The following is a 13,787-nucleotide window of genomic DNA, read 5'->3' as shown; positions in this document are numbered from 1 at the left end:
ATGCCGCGTCCTCTGCGTCGTCTCGGCCGTCGGGCCGCTCTCGCTCTGCTTCTCCTCGTCGCCTGCACCGAGCGCACGGATGTGGCGCCCGGCGCAGCGCCGACGCCGGGCGAGACCAAGTCGGTGCCGAGCGAGGCGTCGGCGCCACCGACCGTGCCAGGTCCCGAGCAGCTGCTCGCCGACGCGGTGGAGGCGATGGGCGGCGCGGCCAAGTTCGATGGGCTCACGACCTTCTACTCCGAGGCGACGCTGAACACGGGCGCGCTGGGCCTCACGGGCACGGCGAAGACCTGGTGGCGCGGCGGCGACTTTTACAACGAGTCGGAGATGCCCGGCGTCGGGCAGATGAAGATTGGTCGGCTCGCAGACAAGGTGTGGAGCCATGACCCGATCTCGGGCCTGCGCGCGCTGACCGACAAAGAGGCGGAGCAGGCGATGTGGAGCGCCTCGCTGTGCCTCGCGCACGACTGGCGGCGCTACTTCACGAAGGTGAGCGGGCCGAAGGCGCCAGTCGCGGTCGATGGCGGCAAGCAGGTCTACGAGATCTCTTTGACCTCGCCGCTCGGCGACGTGGTCGTGCTGCGCCTCGATGCGGAGACCAAGCTGCCGGTGTCGCAGAGCTTCACGCAGGTCAGCCCGCTCGGCAGCATGCCGCTGACCGTGCACTTCAAGGACTACCGCGAGGTCGAGGGGTTGAAGATCCCGTTCACGCAGGTGCTCGACGCATCGCTGACGCAGGTGACCTCCACTACCGTCAAGATCGAGTTCAACGCGCCGGTCGACGAGGCCAAGTTTGCGATGCCGGGGTCGGCCGAGGCGGTGGTGCCGGGCATGCTGGTCGACGCCGCCAAGGTCGACCCGACCAAGGCGGCCGAGCCCGAGGTGGCGAAGCAGTCGGCGACTCCGAAACCGACGAAGAAGCCGAAGAAGCCGAAGGACTGACGGCTCAGAGCTGCTGGGCGCAGTACATCGGCTCGCCGAGCTGGCTGATGAGGCTGAGCTGGGTCTCGAGCCAGTCGGCGTGCTCCTCCTCGGAGATCAGCATGCGCTCGAGCAGCTCGCGCGAGGCGTTGTCACCGAGGTCGCGGGCGAGGGCGACGCCGGCGTTGAAGCGGCCGATCGCGTCGTGTTCGAGCTTGAGGTCGAGCTCGAACTGCTCGCGCACGGTCTCGCCGACGTTGACCTTGTTGAGCCGCTGGACGTTGGGGATGCCCTCGAGGAAGAGGATGCGCTCGATGAGCTTGTCGGCGTGCTTCATCTCGTCGATCGACTCGTCGCGGATCTTCTTGGCCAGCTTGTTGTAGCCCCAGTTCTGGCACATCTTCGCGTGGATGAAGTACTGGTTGATGGCCGTGAGCTCGGCCGTCAGCACGTCATTGAGGGTTTGAATGACCTTGTCGTTGCCCTTCATCGTGGCGGCAAGCTAACACGCGTCGGGCAGGCGTGTGCGTGCGACGGCCGAGCCACGCGGGCGCCGTGCTGACGCTGAGATCGACTTTCAGGAGCGGAGCAACCGGAGCGTCACGGCATCGCGGCGATGAGAGCCGCTTTCAGCGTCAGCGATCGTCCGCGGGGCCCGGCGTGTTGTGGTGCTCGTGGCGCGGCGTGACTGTCTCGATGAGCTGACGGATCTGCTGGACGCAGGCGCCGCAGCCGGTGCCGGCCTGACAGGACTGCCGGATCTGCTTCAGGGTGCAGGCACCACGGCGTGCTTCGTCCAGGATGGTCCGGCTCGAAACCCCTTTGCACAGGCACACGATCATGACGGTGTTCGTCCTCGACTTCGGTCCGCAACGACGGGACTGAAAGTCATTCTCAGAATGACCACTCAGATCTACCTGGTCAGCCCGGGTCGGGCAAGTATCTGATACTGATTTTCAGTCGCGCGAGGACGCGCAGCGCCCGTTGCGAGGGCCCAGGTCGCGGGCTGGGCCACAATGCGTGAGCTGCGCGGCGGCGGCTCACGGGGCAGATCCGCCCAAGCCGGTCCGGGTTGGGAGAAGCGAGGAACGGTGCCGTGCACGAGCACAGAAGCGAAGTACGGCCCGTGGCAGTGAGGCACGGGCCGTGAGTGGTGAGTCGGACTCAGACGCGGCTGACGCGGCGGGCGAGGGCGAGGGCGAGGACGGCGTTAACGGCGAGCCACAGGCGGTCGACGCCGGTGCCGCCTGGGAGGCCGGCGACGAGGGTGGGCAGGACGATCGCTCCGTGCAGGAGCATCGCGGCGTAGCCGAGGTTGATGCCGACCAGCAGACTGCGGAGCGGGCGGACGCCGAGCAGCATGAGGGTGAGCAGCAGCGGGGCGAGGGCCGAGAGGATCAGCGGCGAGCCGAAGGCGCTGACGCTGCCAGTGGCGGTGGCGAGCTGGTACGCGAGCGGGGCGCAGCCGAAGGCGCCGGCAGCGAGGCCGGCCCCTGCGAAGGCGCTGGCGACCGCGGCGATCCGTGCGCGGCGGGTGACTGCACCGGCAGCGCCGAGGCCAGCGAGCGCGGCGAGGCCGAGCAGGCCAGCGAGGCCGGCGCGTTCGGGGGCGTAGCTCTCGGTGCTGGCGTCGACGGCGGCGAGGGCATCGATCACGCCAGCGCCGTACTCCTTGTCCCACTCGACGTTGTTGGGGTGCTTCGCGGTGCGCTTGAGGATGCGCTCGACCTCGTCGGGGTTGGTGACGCCGCGCGAGACGATCAGGGCGGCGACGCCGGCGGCGTGGGGCGAGGCCATCGAGGTGCCCTGCAGCCACATGTACTCGCTCTGCATCGGGTTCTGCAGGAGGATGGTGTTCTGCAGGACGCCGTCGGGGAAGCCGTCGCCGTTCTTGTCCTCGCGGGTGTCGCCGCCGGGGGCGGAGACATCGAGGTCCTTGCCCCAATTCGAGTACCAGGAGCGCTGGCCGGTGCCGTCGACCGCGGCGACGGCGACGGCGTGGTCGTGGCCGGCGGGGTAGCCGACGCGGGAGCGCTTCTCGTTGCCGGCGGCGCAGACGACGATGACGCCCTTCTCGTGGGCGTAGGCGACGGCCTTGCCGAGCACGGCGGAGGGCAGGGGGCCGCCGAGGCTCATGTTGATGACCTGGGCGCCGTGGTCGGCGGCGTAGCGGATGGCGTTGGCGATGCCGGGGACCGAGCCGCGGCCGTCGCCGCCGAGCACCTTGAGCGGCATGATCGTGGACTCGTAGGCGACGCCGGTGACGCCGAGGGCGTTGTTGGTGGTCTGGGCGATCGTGCCGGCGACGTGGGTGCCGTGGAGGTGGTCGTCGAGGCCGTCCTTGAGGGCGCCGGGGACGAAGGTCTCGCCGTGGGTGAAGGCGGTGCCGGCGAGGTCGGGTACCTGCTTGGCGACGCCAGGTAGATCTTTCCAGGCGACGCCGGTGTCGATGACGGCGACGATGGCTCCCTTGCCGGCGGTGATCTTCCACGCCTCGGGGGTGTGGATCATCTCCATGTGCCACTGCCGCGAGAACAGCGGGTCGTCGGGGACGAAGCGCTCGCGCTGACGCTTGCTCGGTTCGAGCTGGGCCGGGGCTTCGCTCTCGTCGGGGACGTCGATGAGGCTGTAGATCAGCTCGGGCTCGACGACCTCGACGAGCGGGTTGCCTTGCAGGCGCAGCTGGAGGGCGGCGAGGGCGGCCTGGTCGCCGAAGACGCGGAACAGGTGCTCACCTTCGCTGTAGAAGCCGGCGGGTTCGTACGCGAGGCCGAGCTCGGCGAGCAACGCGGCGAGCTCGGCCTCGCTGCCGCCCTCGCCGTCCTCGGGCTCGACGAGGTCGAGGAGGAGGGCGCCCGTGCTGAACTCAGCGCCGAGCTTGGCGACGTCGGCGACGACGAGCGGGGCCGGCTCGGGGGTGTCGTTGCCGGCCCAATCCGAAGCGGGGCGGTGCACCGCGGCGAGCAGGCCCGCGAGGGCGAGGAGGCCGGTGCTGGCGATGAGCGGGCGGTGACGCAGGAGGACCGGGACGACGCGCATGAACTGACTCCTACACGGCGAGCAGCCGAGCCGGGCCAGTATAGGAGGGCGGCCGGGGGTGTGCACGGCGTCGTCGCGGCGAGTTCGGCGAGTTCGGCGACTGGGCGCGAGATCGCGGGAATTCGGTTTCACGGTGAGGTCCCGGATGGCGGTGGGCTTCTCGCAGGGCGAGGGCTGGGCTAAGCTCCCGCCCCCGCGCTTGTAGCTCAGCTGGATAGAGCATCGGGCTTCGAACCCGAGGGCCGCAGGTTCGAATCCTGCCGGGCGCACCGAGGACAGGGCTCTTCATCGACGAGGTGGGGCCCTGTCCTTCGTGACATGTCCCGGAGGACAGAGCTCTTCACCGATGCGGTGGAGCCATGTCCGTCGTGTACCTGTCCTTTAGGACATGCCCCAAAGGCGGATAACCTTGTCGGTGGCTGACACACGGACCGGCGCGGCCCGGTTCCCTAGAGGCGGATCATGCTGCCGTCGGTGAGCGAGGCCTCGGAGCTCTGGCCGCCGAGCTCGAGCTGGGTCATGAGGCGGTGGATGTCGTCGCGGAAGTCGACGAGGCAGTCGGCGAGGGCGCAGGCGTGCCAGAAGCCGGTGTTGACGGTGGAGCTGAGGGTCTGCTGGAACACCTCCCACGACGAGCCCTTGGTGGCGGCCTGGGCGAGCGCGGCGTTGGCGAATTCGCGGAGGCGGTCGCCGAGGCCGTGCTGCTTGCCGCCGCCTTCGAACTGGACGACGCCGAGCGGGTTCTTGTGGTCGTCGCCGACGAGCGGGACGCAGACGATCCAGTCGTGCTCGGGCTTCCAGTGCTGGTAGGCGGGGCTGCGCTGGTAGACGAGGGCGTCGCGGCTGTGCTCGGTGCCGCGGCACCAGGCGGCGGGGCGGTTGAAGCGGAAGGCGTGGCCGGCGACGCCGGTGCCGCAGGGGTAGGAGCAGACCCACTCGCGGCTGGCGAAGTTGCCGAAGGCGGGGAGCAGGCGGCCCTGGGCGTCGTCCCACAGCAGGCCCATCCACGAGATGCCGGTGGGTGAGCCGCCGAACACGGCGGAGATCGCCGCGGCGATGGTCTCGGCGAGCTGGTAGGAGAGCATGGCGCCGAGCTCGCGATCGGCGATGCAGCGGTCGAGGAGGCGAGCGGCGATGCGGTTGCCGGTGTAGTCGAGGGCGTGGCCGGGGAGGCTGGGGCGGTAGGCGATCGCGTAGCGGTGGCCGACGATCGGTGCCTCGATGGCGAGGGAGATCTCGGTGGGCGAGCGCTTGACGAGCTCACAGCGGCGCTCCTCGCTGTCGACGCGCTCCCAGTGGGTGTCGCCGTTGTGGGTGACGCAGCGCAGGGCCCACTTCTCGACGCTGTCCATCGCCACGACGGGGTCGTCGAAGCTGTAGCTGAGGGTGAGGTGGCGGCAGGGGAAGCGGACGGTGTGCGAGCGGACGACCACGCTGGTGCGGGCGCCGTCGAGGTCGCGCCGGCCGGCGAGGTTGTAGCGGGGGACCTCGGCCTGGGTGAGCGGGACGGCGTTGCTGGCCTGGTAGCGCCACACGAGGTCGGTGCTGCGGTGGTCGGGGGGATAGAGGGTGAAGCGGATCACGCCGTCCTGGCCGGTGCTCTGGCGGATCTCGAAGCCGGGGGAGCCGACCGGAGACTCGTGGCGGGCCTCGCAGACCGGCGGGCTCAGTTCGGCGACGGGGATCGCCACGGGTGTGCGCAGCTCGCTGATGCGGACGCTGACGGTGATGATGCCGTGGCGGTCGACGTGGATCTTCCTTGTATGTTCGCCGGCGGCGATCTCGTGCTGCTCACGCTCGCCTTGGTTGCCCAGTGGGAGGGTCCGGGGTGGGCGGCGGGTGTAGACGGGGACGTCGCCGGTGCGCTCGAAGACCTGCACGTGGACCTGGTGCGGGTGGATCTGGGCGACGGAGAACTGCTTGCCGATCGCGTCGGGGCGGTGGTTTTGGTTGGCGCCGAGCGAGCCGGTGCCGACCAGCACGAAGCGGTCGGTGAGCCAGCCGAGCTGCTGCGCGCCGGCCTTGTGCATGTGGCCGTGGAAGCCGACCTGGAAGCCGGCGACGATCAGCGCGCCGAGGTCCGCCTGGTTGAGGTAGTCGGGGCGGTAGCCGTCGGTGTGGATGCCGTGGTGCCAGACGGCGACGCGCAGGAAGCCGTCGGCGAACTCGGCGGCGTGGGCGGCCGCGTTGGCGATCGACTCGCGCGAGATGGCGGCGCCGGTCCAGTGGCGGTCGTTGAGGAAGCAGGAGTTGAAGCCGTAGACGGCGACGCGGTCGGCGGGGAAGACGTGGGCGGACCAGTCGAGGCCCTCCTGCGCGGCGGCGAGGTCGAAGCGGCGGCCGGGTTCGCGGAGGGTGTCGCCGTAGAAGCTGTCGAGGAAGCGCTGGACGCCGGCGAAGCGGTCGGCCTGGCGGGCGTCGTCGAGGGCGATCCACTCGATGTGGCCGTACTTGCTGATCACCTGGCGCACGCCGCTGCGGGCGGGGTCGTCGCGGTAGCGGCGGAGCAGGGCGGCGAGCTGTTCGGAGCCACCTGGCCTTTGGAGCAGGTCGGAGATCTGCAGCGGGCGGCCGAGCTCGGCGCTCCAGTCGACGTCGTGGTTGCCGGGGACGAAGACGACGCGGGCGCGGGCGTCGGGCTCGCGCAGCAGGGGAAGGAGGCTGGTGACGGCGAACTCGTGCAGCTCGTCGTACTCGGCCGGGCGCGCGGCGCCGGCCAGGTCACCGCTGACGACGATCAGGTCGAAGCGTTGCTCGGCCTCGGGGAGCTTGCGCAGGGCCGCTTGCGGGCCGTTCCAGATCGCCTTGAGGGTCTCCGTGGCGCCGGCGCGGTGGAGGTCGGAGAGGTGAAGGATGCGCACGGGGCGGCGACTTTAACAAATCTCGCCGGGGACCGGAGGGCGACGTGCGGAGACCTGTGGGTCGTTGCGCGAGGGGCCTTGATCGGGACTACAAGGGGCGGCTCAGCGGACTTGATCGCCGGTGGGCCTTGATGTCGGTGGCTCAGGGCCTTGATCACCGGTGGGTGGTCGAGGGAGGCCGACTCAGGGGGCCTTGATCGGGACCACGGCGGCGAGGAAGGGGTCTTGCTGGGGGCCGAGCTGCGGCGGGGCGACCGGGCGGGCGGCGCGGCTCAGGGCGGCGGAGGTGCGGCGGAGGGCGGCCCGGGCGGCGGCGGCGGCGAGTTCGACGGCCTGGGCGTTGACCACGAAGGGCTCGGGCAGAAGGGCGACGGAGCCTGCGACTTCTTGGGTGCTTGCGGATTGCGCGTGGTCGATGGCCATCGGCGGCCTCCGTGGCTCAAGTAAGGCCTCCGGCGCGGCGGGTGTCAAGTATGGGGCTTCAGGCCTCGGCGGGGCGCTGGAGGCGTGCGGGCGCGGCCTCGGCGGGGAGCTCGAGGATGCGGGCCTCGGGAGCGACGGCGCGGGCGATGTCCACCCAGCGTCGGTGGCAGGTGAGGAGGATGACCTGGGTGACGCGGGCGGCGTCGCGGAGGGCGCCGAGGCTGGCGGCGGCGCGGGCGTCGTCGAAGTTGACGAGCACGTCGTCCATGATCACGGGGAGCGGCTCGTTTCGGTCGCAGTAGTCGAGGATGTAGGCGAGGCGGAGGGCGAGGAACAATTGCTCACGTGTCCCGGAGGACAGGTCGGCGGGGCTGCGAAGCTGGCCGCTGCGGTCGATGGTGGCGAGGGAGCGGGTCTCGGGCTGGACGACGACGCGGAGGTGGCGGCCCTCGGTGACGCGGGCGAGCAGCTCGGAGGTGTACTGCAGGAGGGCGGGCTGGTTCTCGCGGGCGTAGCGGTCGGTGACGCGGTCGAGCACGCGCTCGGCGAGGTGGACCAGGAGGTAGCGGTCGATCTGCTCGTCCAGTTCGGTCTTCAGGACCTCCAGCTCGGCGCCGATGCGGGCGGCGCGGTCGCCCCCGAGCTGCTGAGCCTCGTGCTCGAGGCGGCCCTTCTGCAAGGCCGCGGAGATCCTGCGCTGATCGAGCTCGGTGATCTCGCGGGTGAGGGCGTCTTGCTCGCTGATCAGGGCCTCGCGTCGGCTGGCCCGCAGCTCGGACTCGTAGGCGAGCCGGGCCTCGCCCTCGCCGAGGGCGCGGGCGAGGCGGAGGTCGAGCTCGGCGCAGCTGCGCTCGTGCTGGTCGCGCAGCAAGGTCCGTTCGGACATGTTCAAAAGGGCAGCTTCGTCGCCGACCGCGGCGCGGGTGAGCAGGGCGTCGTACTCGCGGCGGGACTCGGCGAGCGACTCGGCGACGCGAAGCTGCTCGCGGCGGCGGTCGTCGGCCTGCTCGCGGGCGAGGGCGTGGGAGCTGGCGGCGGCGCGGGCGTCGGTGAGGGCGCGGCTGAGGGACTCGACCTGGAGTTCGGGGAGCTCGCCGGCTGGGCTGTCGCGGGCGAGGCGGGCGAGCAGGGCGGCGAGCTCGGCGTCGAAGTCGGCGAGCGCGGCGAGGGCCTGCTCGCAGGCGGTGCGCTGGAGCGTGTTGCTGGCTGTCCGTTCGGACAGGTCGGTGAGGGCCTCGAGGCGCTCGACGGCGGTCTCGGGGTCGAGGTTGCGCGGGAGGCCGAGGGCGGAGGTGCGGCGGTGGAGCTCGTCGTCGGCGTCGGCGAGGTCGCGCTCGAGGAAGGCGCGGGCGGTGCGGGTGCGGGCGAGGGCGGCCGCGAGGGCGGCGCTGCGGGCGAGGGTGGACTCGAGGCGACCGCGGCGGGTCTGGGCGTCGCGCTCGCGCTCGCGGAGCTGCTGGACCAGGGCGGGCCACGCGAGGGTGGTGGGGGCGGAGAGGTGGTCGCGGAGGCGGGCCTCGAAGTCGCGGACGACGGGTCGGAGGGGGGCGAGGCCGAGGGCGCGGCGGAGGCGGGTCGCGGCGAGGTCGCGCAGGCTGGCGGCGTCGCCGAGCCAGGCGAGCATCGGGCCGGGGGCGCCGGGTTGGACGCCGGTCGGCTGCCACAGGGAGATCCACGCGACGCTGGCGCGGCGCTCGGCGGCGTCGAGACCGGTGAGGCGCTCGTGGGCGCGGGCGAGGGCCACGCGGGCGCGCTCGGCGGTGTGGCCGAGAGCTGTCTTTTGGGCCAGGCGGTCGGCGCAGCTGCGCAGCTGGTCGGCGAGCTGGTCGGCGTCGGCGAGGGCGCGTTCGAAGCCGCGGGCGAGGGTGCGGCGGTCCGTGACGCGGGCGGGGGTCGGGTCGGTGGCGCCGAACAGGTCGCGTTGGTTGTGGTTGCCGCGCGCGAGCAATTGCTGGCGGATGAGCTGCCAGGCCTCGTCGCGGCGCTGGCGGGCCTCGGCGAGGCTGGCGGGGTCGGGGAGGGCCTCGCCGGCGAGCAGGGCCGCGAGCTCGGCCTCGACGCGGGCGAGCTCGGCTGTCTGTTGGGACAGGTGGTCGAGGGCGTCGCGACGCTCGCGCTCGCCGTCGAGATGACGGGCCTGCATGTCCTGCACGGCGGCGAAGCTGGGGAGGGGGAGGCGGTCGAGGGCTTCCGCGGCGGGGCGCGGGTGCAGGCGGGCGAGGGCCTGCTCGAGCTCGGTGTCGATGCGGAGGAGGTCCTGCTCGCCGCGCTCGAGCTCGGCGTGGGCGGCCTGAATCGACTCGAGCTCGGCGAGCAGGGCGGCGCCGCGCTCGTCGGGGGCCTGGTCGGCGAGGGCGGTGGCCTCGACGCGGAGGGTGGCGAGCTCGGCCTCGTCGTCGGCCTCGCCGCGGGCGAGCACCTGCAGCTCCTGGCCCGCGCGGCGCCAGCGAGCGAGCGCGAGGCGGACCTGCTCGAGCTCGGCGGGCGAGGCGGTGCGGGCGGGTGGGGGGGATGATGAGGCTGGCTGTTGGGACAGGTTGTGGGCGATCGAAGGCGCGGGTGGTTGCGAGTCGGCGGACTGTGAGGCTGGCTGTTGGGACAGGTTGTGCGGGGATGTCTCTGGGGACAGGTGGGTGGGTGCGCCGGACAGGCGGGTGAACTCGGCGCGGAGGGCCGCCTGTTCGCGCAGGAGACGCTCGTGCTCGCGGGGGAGCTCGCGGCGGCGAGCGGTCACGGGCTCGACGCGACGGACCAGGCGCTCGACGGCGGCGGCCTCGGCGAGCAGGGCGTGGTCGACGGGGTGTTGAGCGGCGCGTCGCTCGAGGCGCTCGAGCTCGTCGTTGAGGGTCTGGTGGCGTTGCTCGCGGGCGTGGAGGTCGGCGAGCAGGGGTCGCACGCGCTCGGCGTCGACGGGGCGCAGCGGGGTCGCGAGGGCGGGGTCGGCGAGGCGGGCGAGCAGGCGCTGGTGGACGTGGAAGTCCTCGAAGGCGGTGAGCAGGGTGTGGACCCGGGCGCTGCGCAGGCGCAGGCGGGCGAGCTCGATGTCGGCTCTGGCGAGGGTGTCGCGGGCATCCTTCAGGGCCTGGGTGAGCGCGAGGTACTGCGGCTGCGGGAAGGTGGCGTCGCGGAGGGCGGCGCGGGCGTCGCGGAGGGCGGCGAGGTTGCGGTTGATCGGTGGGTTCTTGCCGCGGGCCTTGAACAGGGCGTCGGCCTCGTCGCGCAGCTCGCCGAGAACGCGGCGGACGACCTCGGCGCCGCCACCGAGCGCGCCGCCGCCGAGCAGCTCGGCGAGGCCGGCGACCTGCAGCAGCTCGGCGCCCTGCTGGAGGTCGGCGTGGGTGAAGCCGAATACGGCGCGGTAGAGCTCGGGGCTGACGCCGGCGAAGTAGCGGAGGAAGCGGGGCTCGTCGAGCGCGACCTCGCCGACCTCGCTGCGCAGGTTGCCGAGCAGGGCGTCCTTGCGCTTCTTGCGGCGGACCAGCTCGAGGCGCTGGCCGGCGCTGTCTTGCAGCGTCGCGTGGATCGCCATGGCCTGGTAGGGGTAGCGGAAGCCGTAGGGGCTGCGTTCGTCGATGCCGAACAGGAGGCCGTGGATCGCCCGCAGGAGGGTGGTCTTGCCGGCCTCGTTGGGGCCGTGGATCACCACCAGGCCGGAGGGGCCGCGGAGGTCGAGCGACAGCGACTCGAAGTGGCCGAAACGCTCGAGCTCGATGCGCTCAAACTTCATGCGAGACGGCGCCCTCGGACCACGCGACGGGCGCGGCGTGGGTCTGCGGTGAGCTGGCTTTGGGGACAGGTGGCGCGGCGCCGAGGCGGGCGAGTAGCAGTGCCTCGAGCTCGCCGAGGCGGGCGACCAGGCGGGCGGGCTCGTCGGGGCGGTGGCCGAGCAGCGGGGCGGCGGCGGTGACGAGCGGGGCCAGGCCCTCGCTGTAGCGGGCGAGCGCGGCCGGGTCCTCGGCGAGCAGGCGCAGCTCGTCGCGGAGGGTCTGGAACAGGTCGTTGAGCTCGCCGGGCTCGCCGAGCGGGGGGCGGGTGACGAAGCGGATCTTCTCCGGCCAAAGCTCGCCGAGCTCGGCGGCGAGGGCCCGCACCTGGCCCTGGACGGCGGTGGGATCGGCGGCGAGGGCGGCGTGCAGCGGGGTGGTGCCCTCGACGGTGATGCGCGCGAGCACGGGGCGGCCGCTGGCGTCGGCGAGCGCGGCTTGCATGCGCACGCGGATCTGGGCGAGCAGGTCGTCCATGTCGCGGGCGGCGTCGGCCGAGACGACCAGCTCGGCCCAGCGCAGGACGTCGACCTCGCGCGACTCGACACGGTCGAGGCGCAGGCCGTCGAGGCGCAGCAAGGTGCAGCCCTTGGCGCCGCTCTCGTGTGCGTGCCGACCTTGCAGGTTGCCGGGGTACACGACCCACGGGTCGCGGTGCAGCACCTGGGCGCGGTGGACGTGGCCGAGCGCCCAGTAGTCGTAGCCGTGGCGCACCAGCTGGGCGACGGTGCAGGGGGCGTAGTTGCCGTGCTCGCTGCTGGCGACGGCGTTGGTGTGGAGGACGCCGAGGTTGAAGAGGTCGCGGCGGCGGGCGGGGTAGGCCGCGGCGAGGTTGTCGTCGACGCTGCGGACGCCGTAACTTTGGCCGTGCACGGCGAGGCCGAGGCGGGGGTAGTCGCGCGACTCGGGGGCGTCGACGGAGAAGCTGAAGACGTGCTCCGGCAGGGGGATGTGGCGGGAGATCACGGACTCGGCGTCGTGGTTGCCGCGGACCATGGCGACCTGGGTGCCGACGTCGCGCAGGCGGCCGAGCTCGCGGACGAAGAAGAGGCCGGTGTTGAAGTCACGCCACTCGCCGTCGAAGACGTCGCCGGCGAGGACGAGGAGGGCCGCCTGTTCTTCGAGACAGGTGTCGATGAGGCGGACGAAGGCGCGGCGGGTGGCCAGGCGCAGGTCGTCCACGGGGGCGCCCTCAAGGCGGCCCAGGCCGCGCAGGGGGCTGTCGATGTGTAGATCGGCGGCGTGGACGACCGTGATCACGCGGGGACAGTGGCACCCGCGAGATCGCGGCGCAACCGCAAAGGCCTGGGCCTGCGCGGGCGATCGAGGGTTGCGAGGACACGACCTGGTGATCGCAGCGCTGTGGACTCGCTGCACGCGTGCGTGGTGTTCGCTACGCGTGGCTGCTGTAGCGGTCCGACGCGGGCTGCAGTAGCAGTCTGCTGCGGGCTTTTTCGCGCCGTCATGAGGGAATCGGTGGCTCACCCGGCGCGCGCGTGATCTCTGGCAGATCAGCCGCGGACGGGCCGTGACTGCGGATTTGAATGCGCCGTCAAAGGGGAACGCGCGCGCGACTGAGGTTGTCGTGGACGCGCGATTCTTCACTTTCAAGCGCCCGTCCGGCGCCGCGCAGGCGGTAGGATGGGCGCCCCTCAAGGGAGCCACCGTGAACCGGAGCGACGCGAAGCAAGACTCATCCAGGACCGTTCAGGAGACGGCTCGTCTCATCCTGCGGCACCTGCGAGACAACGAAGAGGGGGCCTCCAAGGAGGCGCTGGCGGTCAAGGCGGGGGTGGCAGGCGTGACGGTCCAGCGGGCGCTGAAGTACATGCGCGAGGAGTGGGACGCGCCGCTGGAATTTGTGCACGGGAGCAAGCTGTGGCGGTTGCTGGACAACAGCTTCACGCTGCCCCTGACCGACCCCGAGCCGGAGGACCTGGCGGCGGTGGTGTTCGCGGCGGCCCTGCTGTCGCCGGTGGCGGACGCCGAGCTGAACGCGCGGGTGAAGCGGCTGGTGGAGCAGATGGACGCGGCGGTGGAGGAGACGGGGCGCAGCAAGGCGGAGCCGCCGGGCAAGGTGCGGCCGCGGAGCGTGACCGCGACGGTGACGACGGGGACGCGGGTCGACTCGCGGCTGGTGAGTCGACTGTTGCAGGCGGTCGGCAGCGGAGTGGTGCGCGTCGAGTACGACAGCCCGTGGTCGGGGACGCGGAAGACGCACGACGTGGAGCCGTGGCAGCTGCGGATGCATGACGGCGTGATGTATCTGCGGGCCTTCTCGCGGACGACGGGCGACGCGCGGGTGTTCCGGGTGGCGCAGATCGTCAATGCGCGGGTGCTGCCGGAGCAGACGCCGCGCGAGCCGCAGCCGCCGAAGGGCAACATCTGGGGCAGCTCGGACCCGGGCTACGGGATCGACACGGATCGGCCCGGCGTGGCCACGCTGCGGGTCCGCGGCGGGGTTGCGCGGTGGATCGCCAACATGGTGTGGGACGCGGGGCAGGAGGATCGGTGGATCGAGGCGGGTGAGCTGCTCGAGCGACGCGTGCCGTACCACTCGTGTCGCGAGCTGGCGCGGCGGCTGCTCAGCATCGTCGACGGGCTCGAGTCGATCGAGCCGGCCGAGCTGCGTGAAGAGGTGGTGAGCGACGCGCGGGCCTTCTTGCTGCGGATCGACGGCACGCCCGCGGTCGGTTGATCTGCCGCGGATCATGGGGGTCTGGCGGTCTCGCGGCGAGGTCGGTCGGGGTGCTGACCTCAGCGGGGTGGATGTGGTGCC

The 13,787-nt window shown here is 72.0% G+C and carries 9 protein-coding genes and 1 tRNA gene; 3 read left to right on the top strand and 7 right to left on the bottom strand.

Annotated elements, in window-relative coordinates; all coding sequences use genetic code 11:
• A complete protein-coding gene (locus IPJ59_RS05425) occupies positions 1 to 942 on the top strand; it encodes a hypothetical protein (RefSeq protein WP_293249387.1) in 942 nt (313 codons plus the stop codon).
• A gap of 4 nt (positions 943 to 946) precedes the next feature.
• On the opposite strand, the gene bfr is transcribed toward IPJ59_RS05425, so the two are convergent.
• The 3 genes from bfr to IPJ59_RS05410 form a co-directional block, all read right to left on the bottom strand.
• Positions 947 to 1,411 carry a bacterioferritin gene (bfr, locus tag IPJ59_RS05420; RefSeq protein WP_293249390.1) on the bottom strand — a complete coding sequence of 155 codons (465 nt, stop codon included), beginning with the start codon at positions 1,409 to 1,411 and terminating at the stop codon, positions 947 to 949.
• A gap of 145 nt (positions 1,412 to 1,556) precedes the next feature.
• Complete coding sequence (locus tag IPJ59_RS05415) at positions 1,557 to 1,763, bottom strand: (2Fe-2S)-binding protein (protein ID WP_293249393.1); 207 nt, start codon at positions 1,761 to 1,763, stop codon at positions 1,557 to 1,559.
• A 322-nt stretch (positions 1,764 to 2,085) separates the two neighbouring features.
• On the bottom strand, positions 2,086 to 3,960 hold the full coding sequence (locus IPJ59_RS05410) for a S8 family peptidase (RefSeq protein ID WP_293249396.1): 1,875 nt from the start codon (positions 3,958 to 3,960) through the stop codon (positions 2,086 to 2,088).
• A 195-nt stretch (positions 3,961 to 4,155) separates the two neighbouring features.
• Here IPJ59_RS05410 and IPJ59_RS05405 point away from each other — a divergent pair.
• A tRNA-Arg gene (locus IPJ59_RS05405) sits at positions 4,156 to 4,229 on the top strand.
• Positions 4,230 to 4,409: 180 nt separating this feature from the next.
• Here IPJ59_RS05405 and IPJ59_RS05400 read toward each other — a convergent pair.
• From IPJ59_RS05400 to IPJ59_RS05385, 4 genes are all read right to left on the bottom strand, one after another.
• Complete coding sequence (locus IPJ59_RS05400; protein WP_293270047.1) at positions 4,410 to 6,821, bottom strand: metallophosphoesterase family protein; 2,412 nt, start codon at positions 6,819 to 6,821, stop codon at positions 4,410 to 4,412.
• Between the two features lie 183 nt (positions 6,822 to 7,004).
• Complete coding sequence (locus IPJ59_RS05395; protein WP_293249402.1) at positions 7,005 to 7,244, bottom strand: hypothetical protein; 240 nt, start codon at positions 7,242 to 7,244, stop codon at positions 7,005 to 7,007.
• A 58-nt stretch (positions 7,245 to 7,302) separates the two neighbouring features.
• Positions 7,303 to 10,971, bottom strand: coding sequence for an AAA family ATPase (locus IPJ59_RS05390; RefSeq protein WP_293270045.1), 3,669 nt, complete (start codon positions 10,969 to 10,971; stop codon positions 7,303 to 7,305).
• Complete coding sequence (locus IPJ59_RS05385; protein WP_293270043.1) at positions 10,961 to 12,268, bottom strand: metallophosphoesterase family protein; 1,308 nt, start codon at positions 12,266 to 12,268, stop codon at positions 10,961 to 10,963. The genes IPJ59_RS05390 and IPJ59_RS05385 overlap by 11 nt, the downstream gene beginning before the upstream one ends.
• Before the next feature lie 406 nt (positions 12,269 to 12,674).
• Here IPJ59_RS05385 and IPJ59_RS05380 point away from each other — a divergent pair, with 406 nt between their 5' ends.
• Positions 12,675 to 13,706 (top strand): helix-turn-helix transcriptional regulator, encoded by a 1,032-nt coding sequence (locus tag IPJ59_RS05380; protein WP_293270041.1) that lies wholly within the window; start codon positions 12,675 to 12,677, stop codon positions 13,704 to 13,706.
• Positions 13,707 to 13,787: the final 81 nt, after the last annotated feature.

This window comes from Nannocystis sp. (assembly GCF_016714285.1).
Classification (GTDB): domain Bacteria; phylum Myxococcota_A; class Polyangia; order Nannocystales; family Nannocystaceae; genus Nannocystis.
The sequence above is the reverse complement of the archived record's forward strand: the minus strand, read 5'-3'. Positions and strand labels throughout refer to the sequence as shown.

Bases quoted from the DNA above. Each gene is read 5' to 3' on its own strand.
- IPJ59_RS05425 (WP_293249387.1), top strand. From the start codon at position 1: ATGCCGCGTCCTCTGCGTCGTCTCGGCCGTCGGGCCGCTCTCGCTCTG.
- bfr (WP_293249390.1), bottom strand. From the start codon at position 1,411: ATGAAGGGCAACGACAAGGTCATTCAAACCCTCAATGACGTGCTGACG.
- IPJ59_RS05415 (WP_293249393.1), bottom strand. From the start codon at position 1,763: ATGATCGTGTGCCTGTGCAAAGGGGTTTCGAGCCGGACCATCCTGGAC.
- IPJ59_RS05410 (WP_293249396.1), bottom strand. From the start codon at position 3,960: ATGCGCGTCGTCCCGGTCCTCCTGCGTCACCGCCCGCTCATCGCCAGC.
- IPJ59_RS05395 (WP_293249402.1), bottom strand. From the start codon at position 7,244: ATGGCCATCGACCACGCGCAATCCGCAAGCACCCAAGAAGTCGCAGGC.
- IPJ59_RS05390 (WP_293270045.1), bottom strand. From the start codon at position 10,971: ATGAAGTTTGAGCGCATCGAGCTCGAGCGTTTCGGCCACTTCGAGTCG.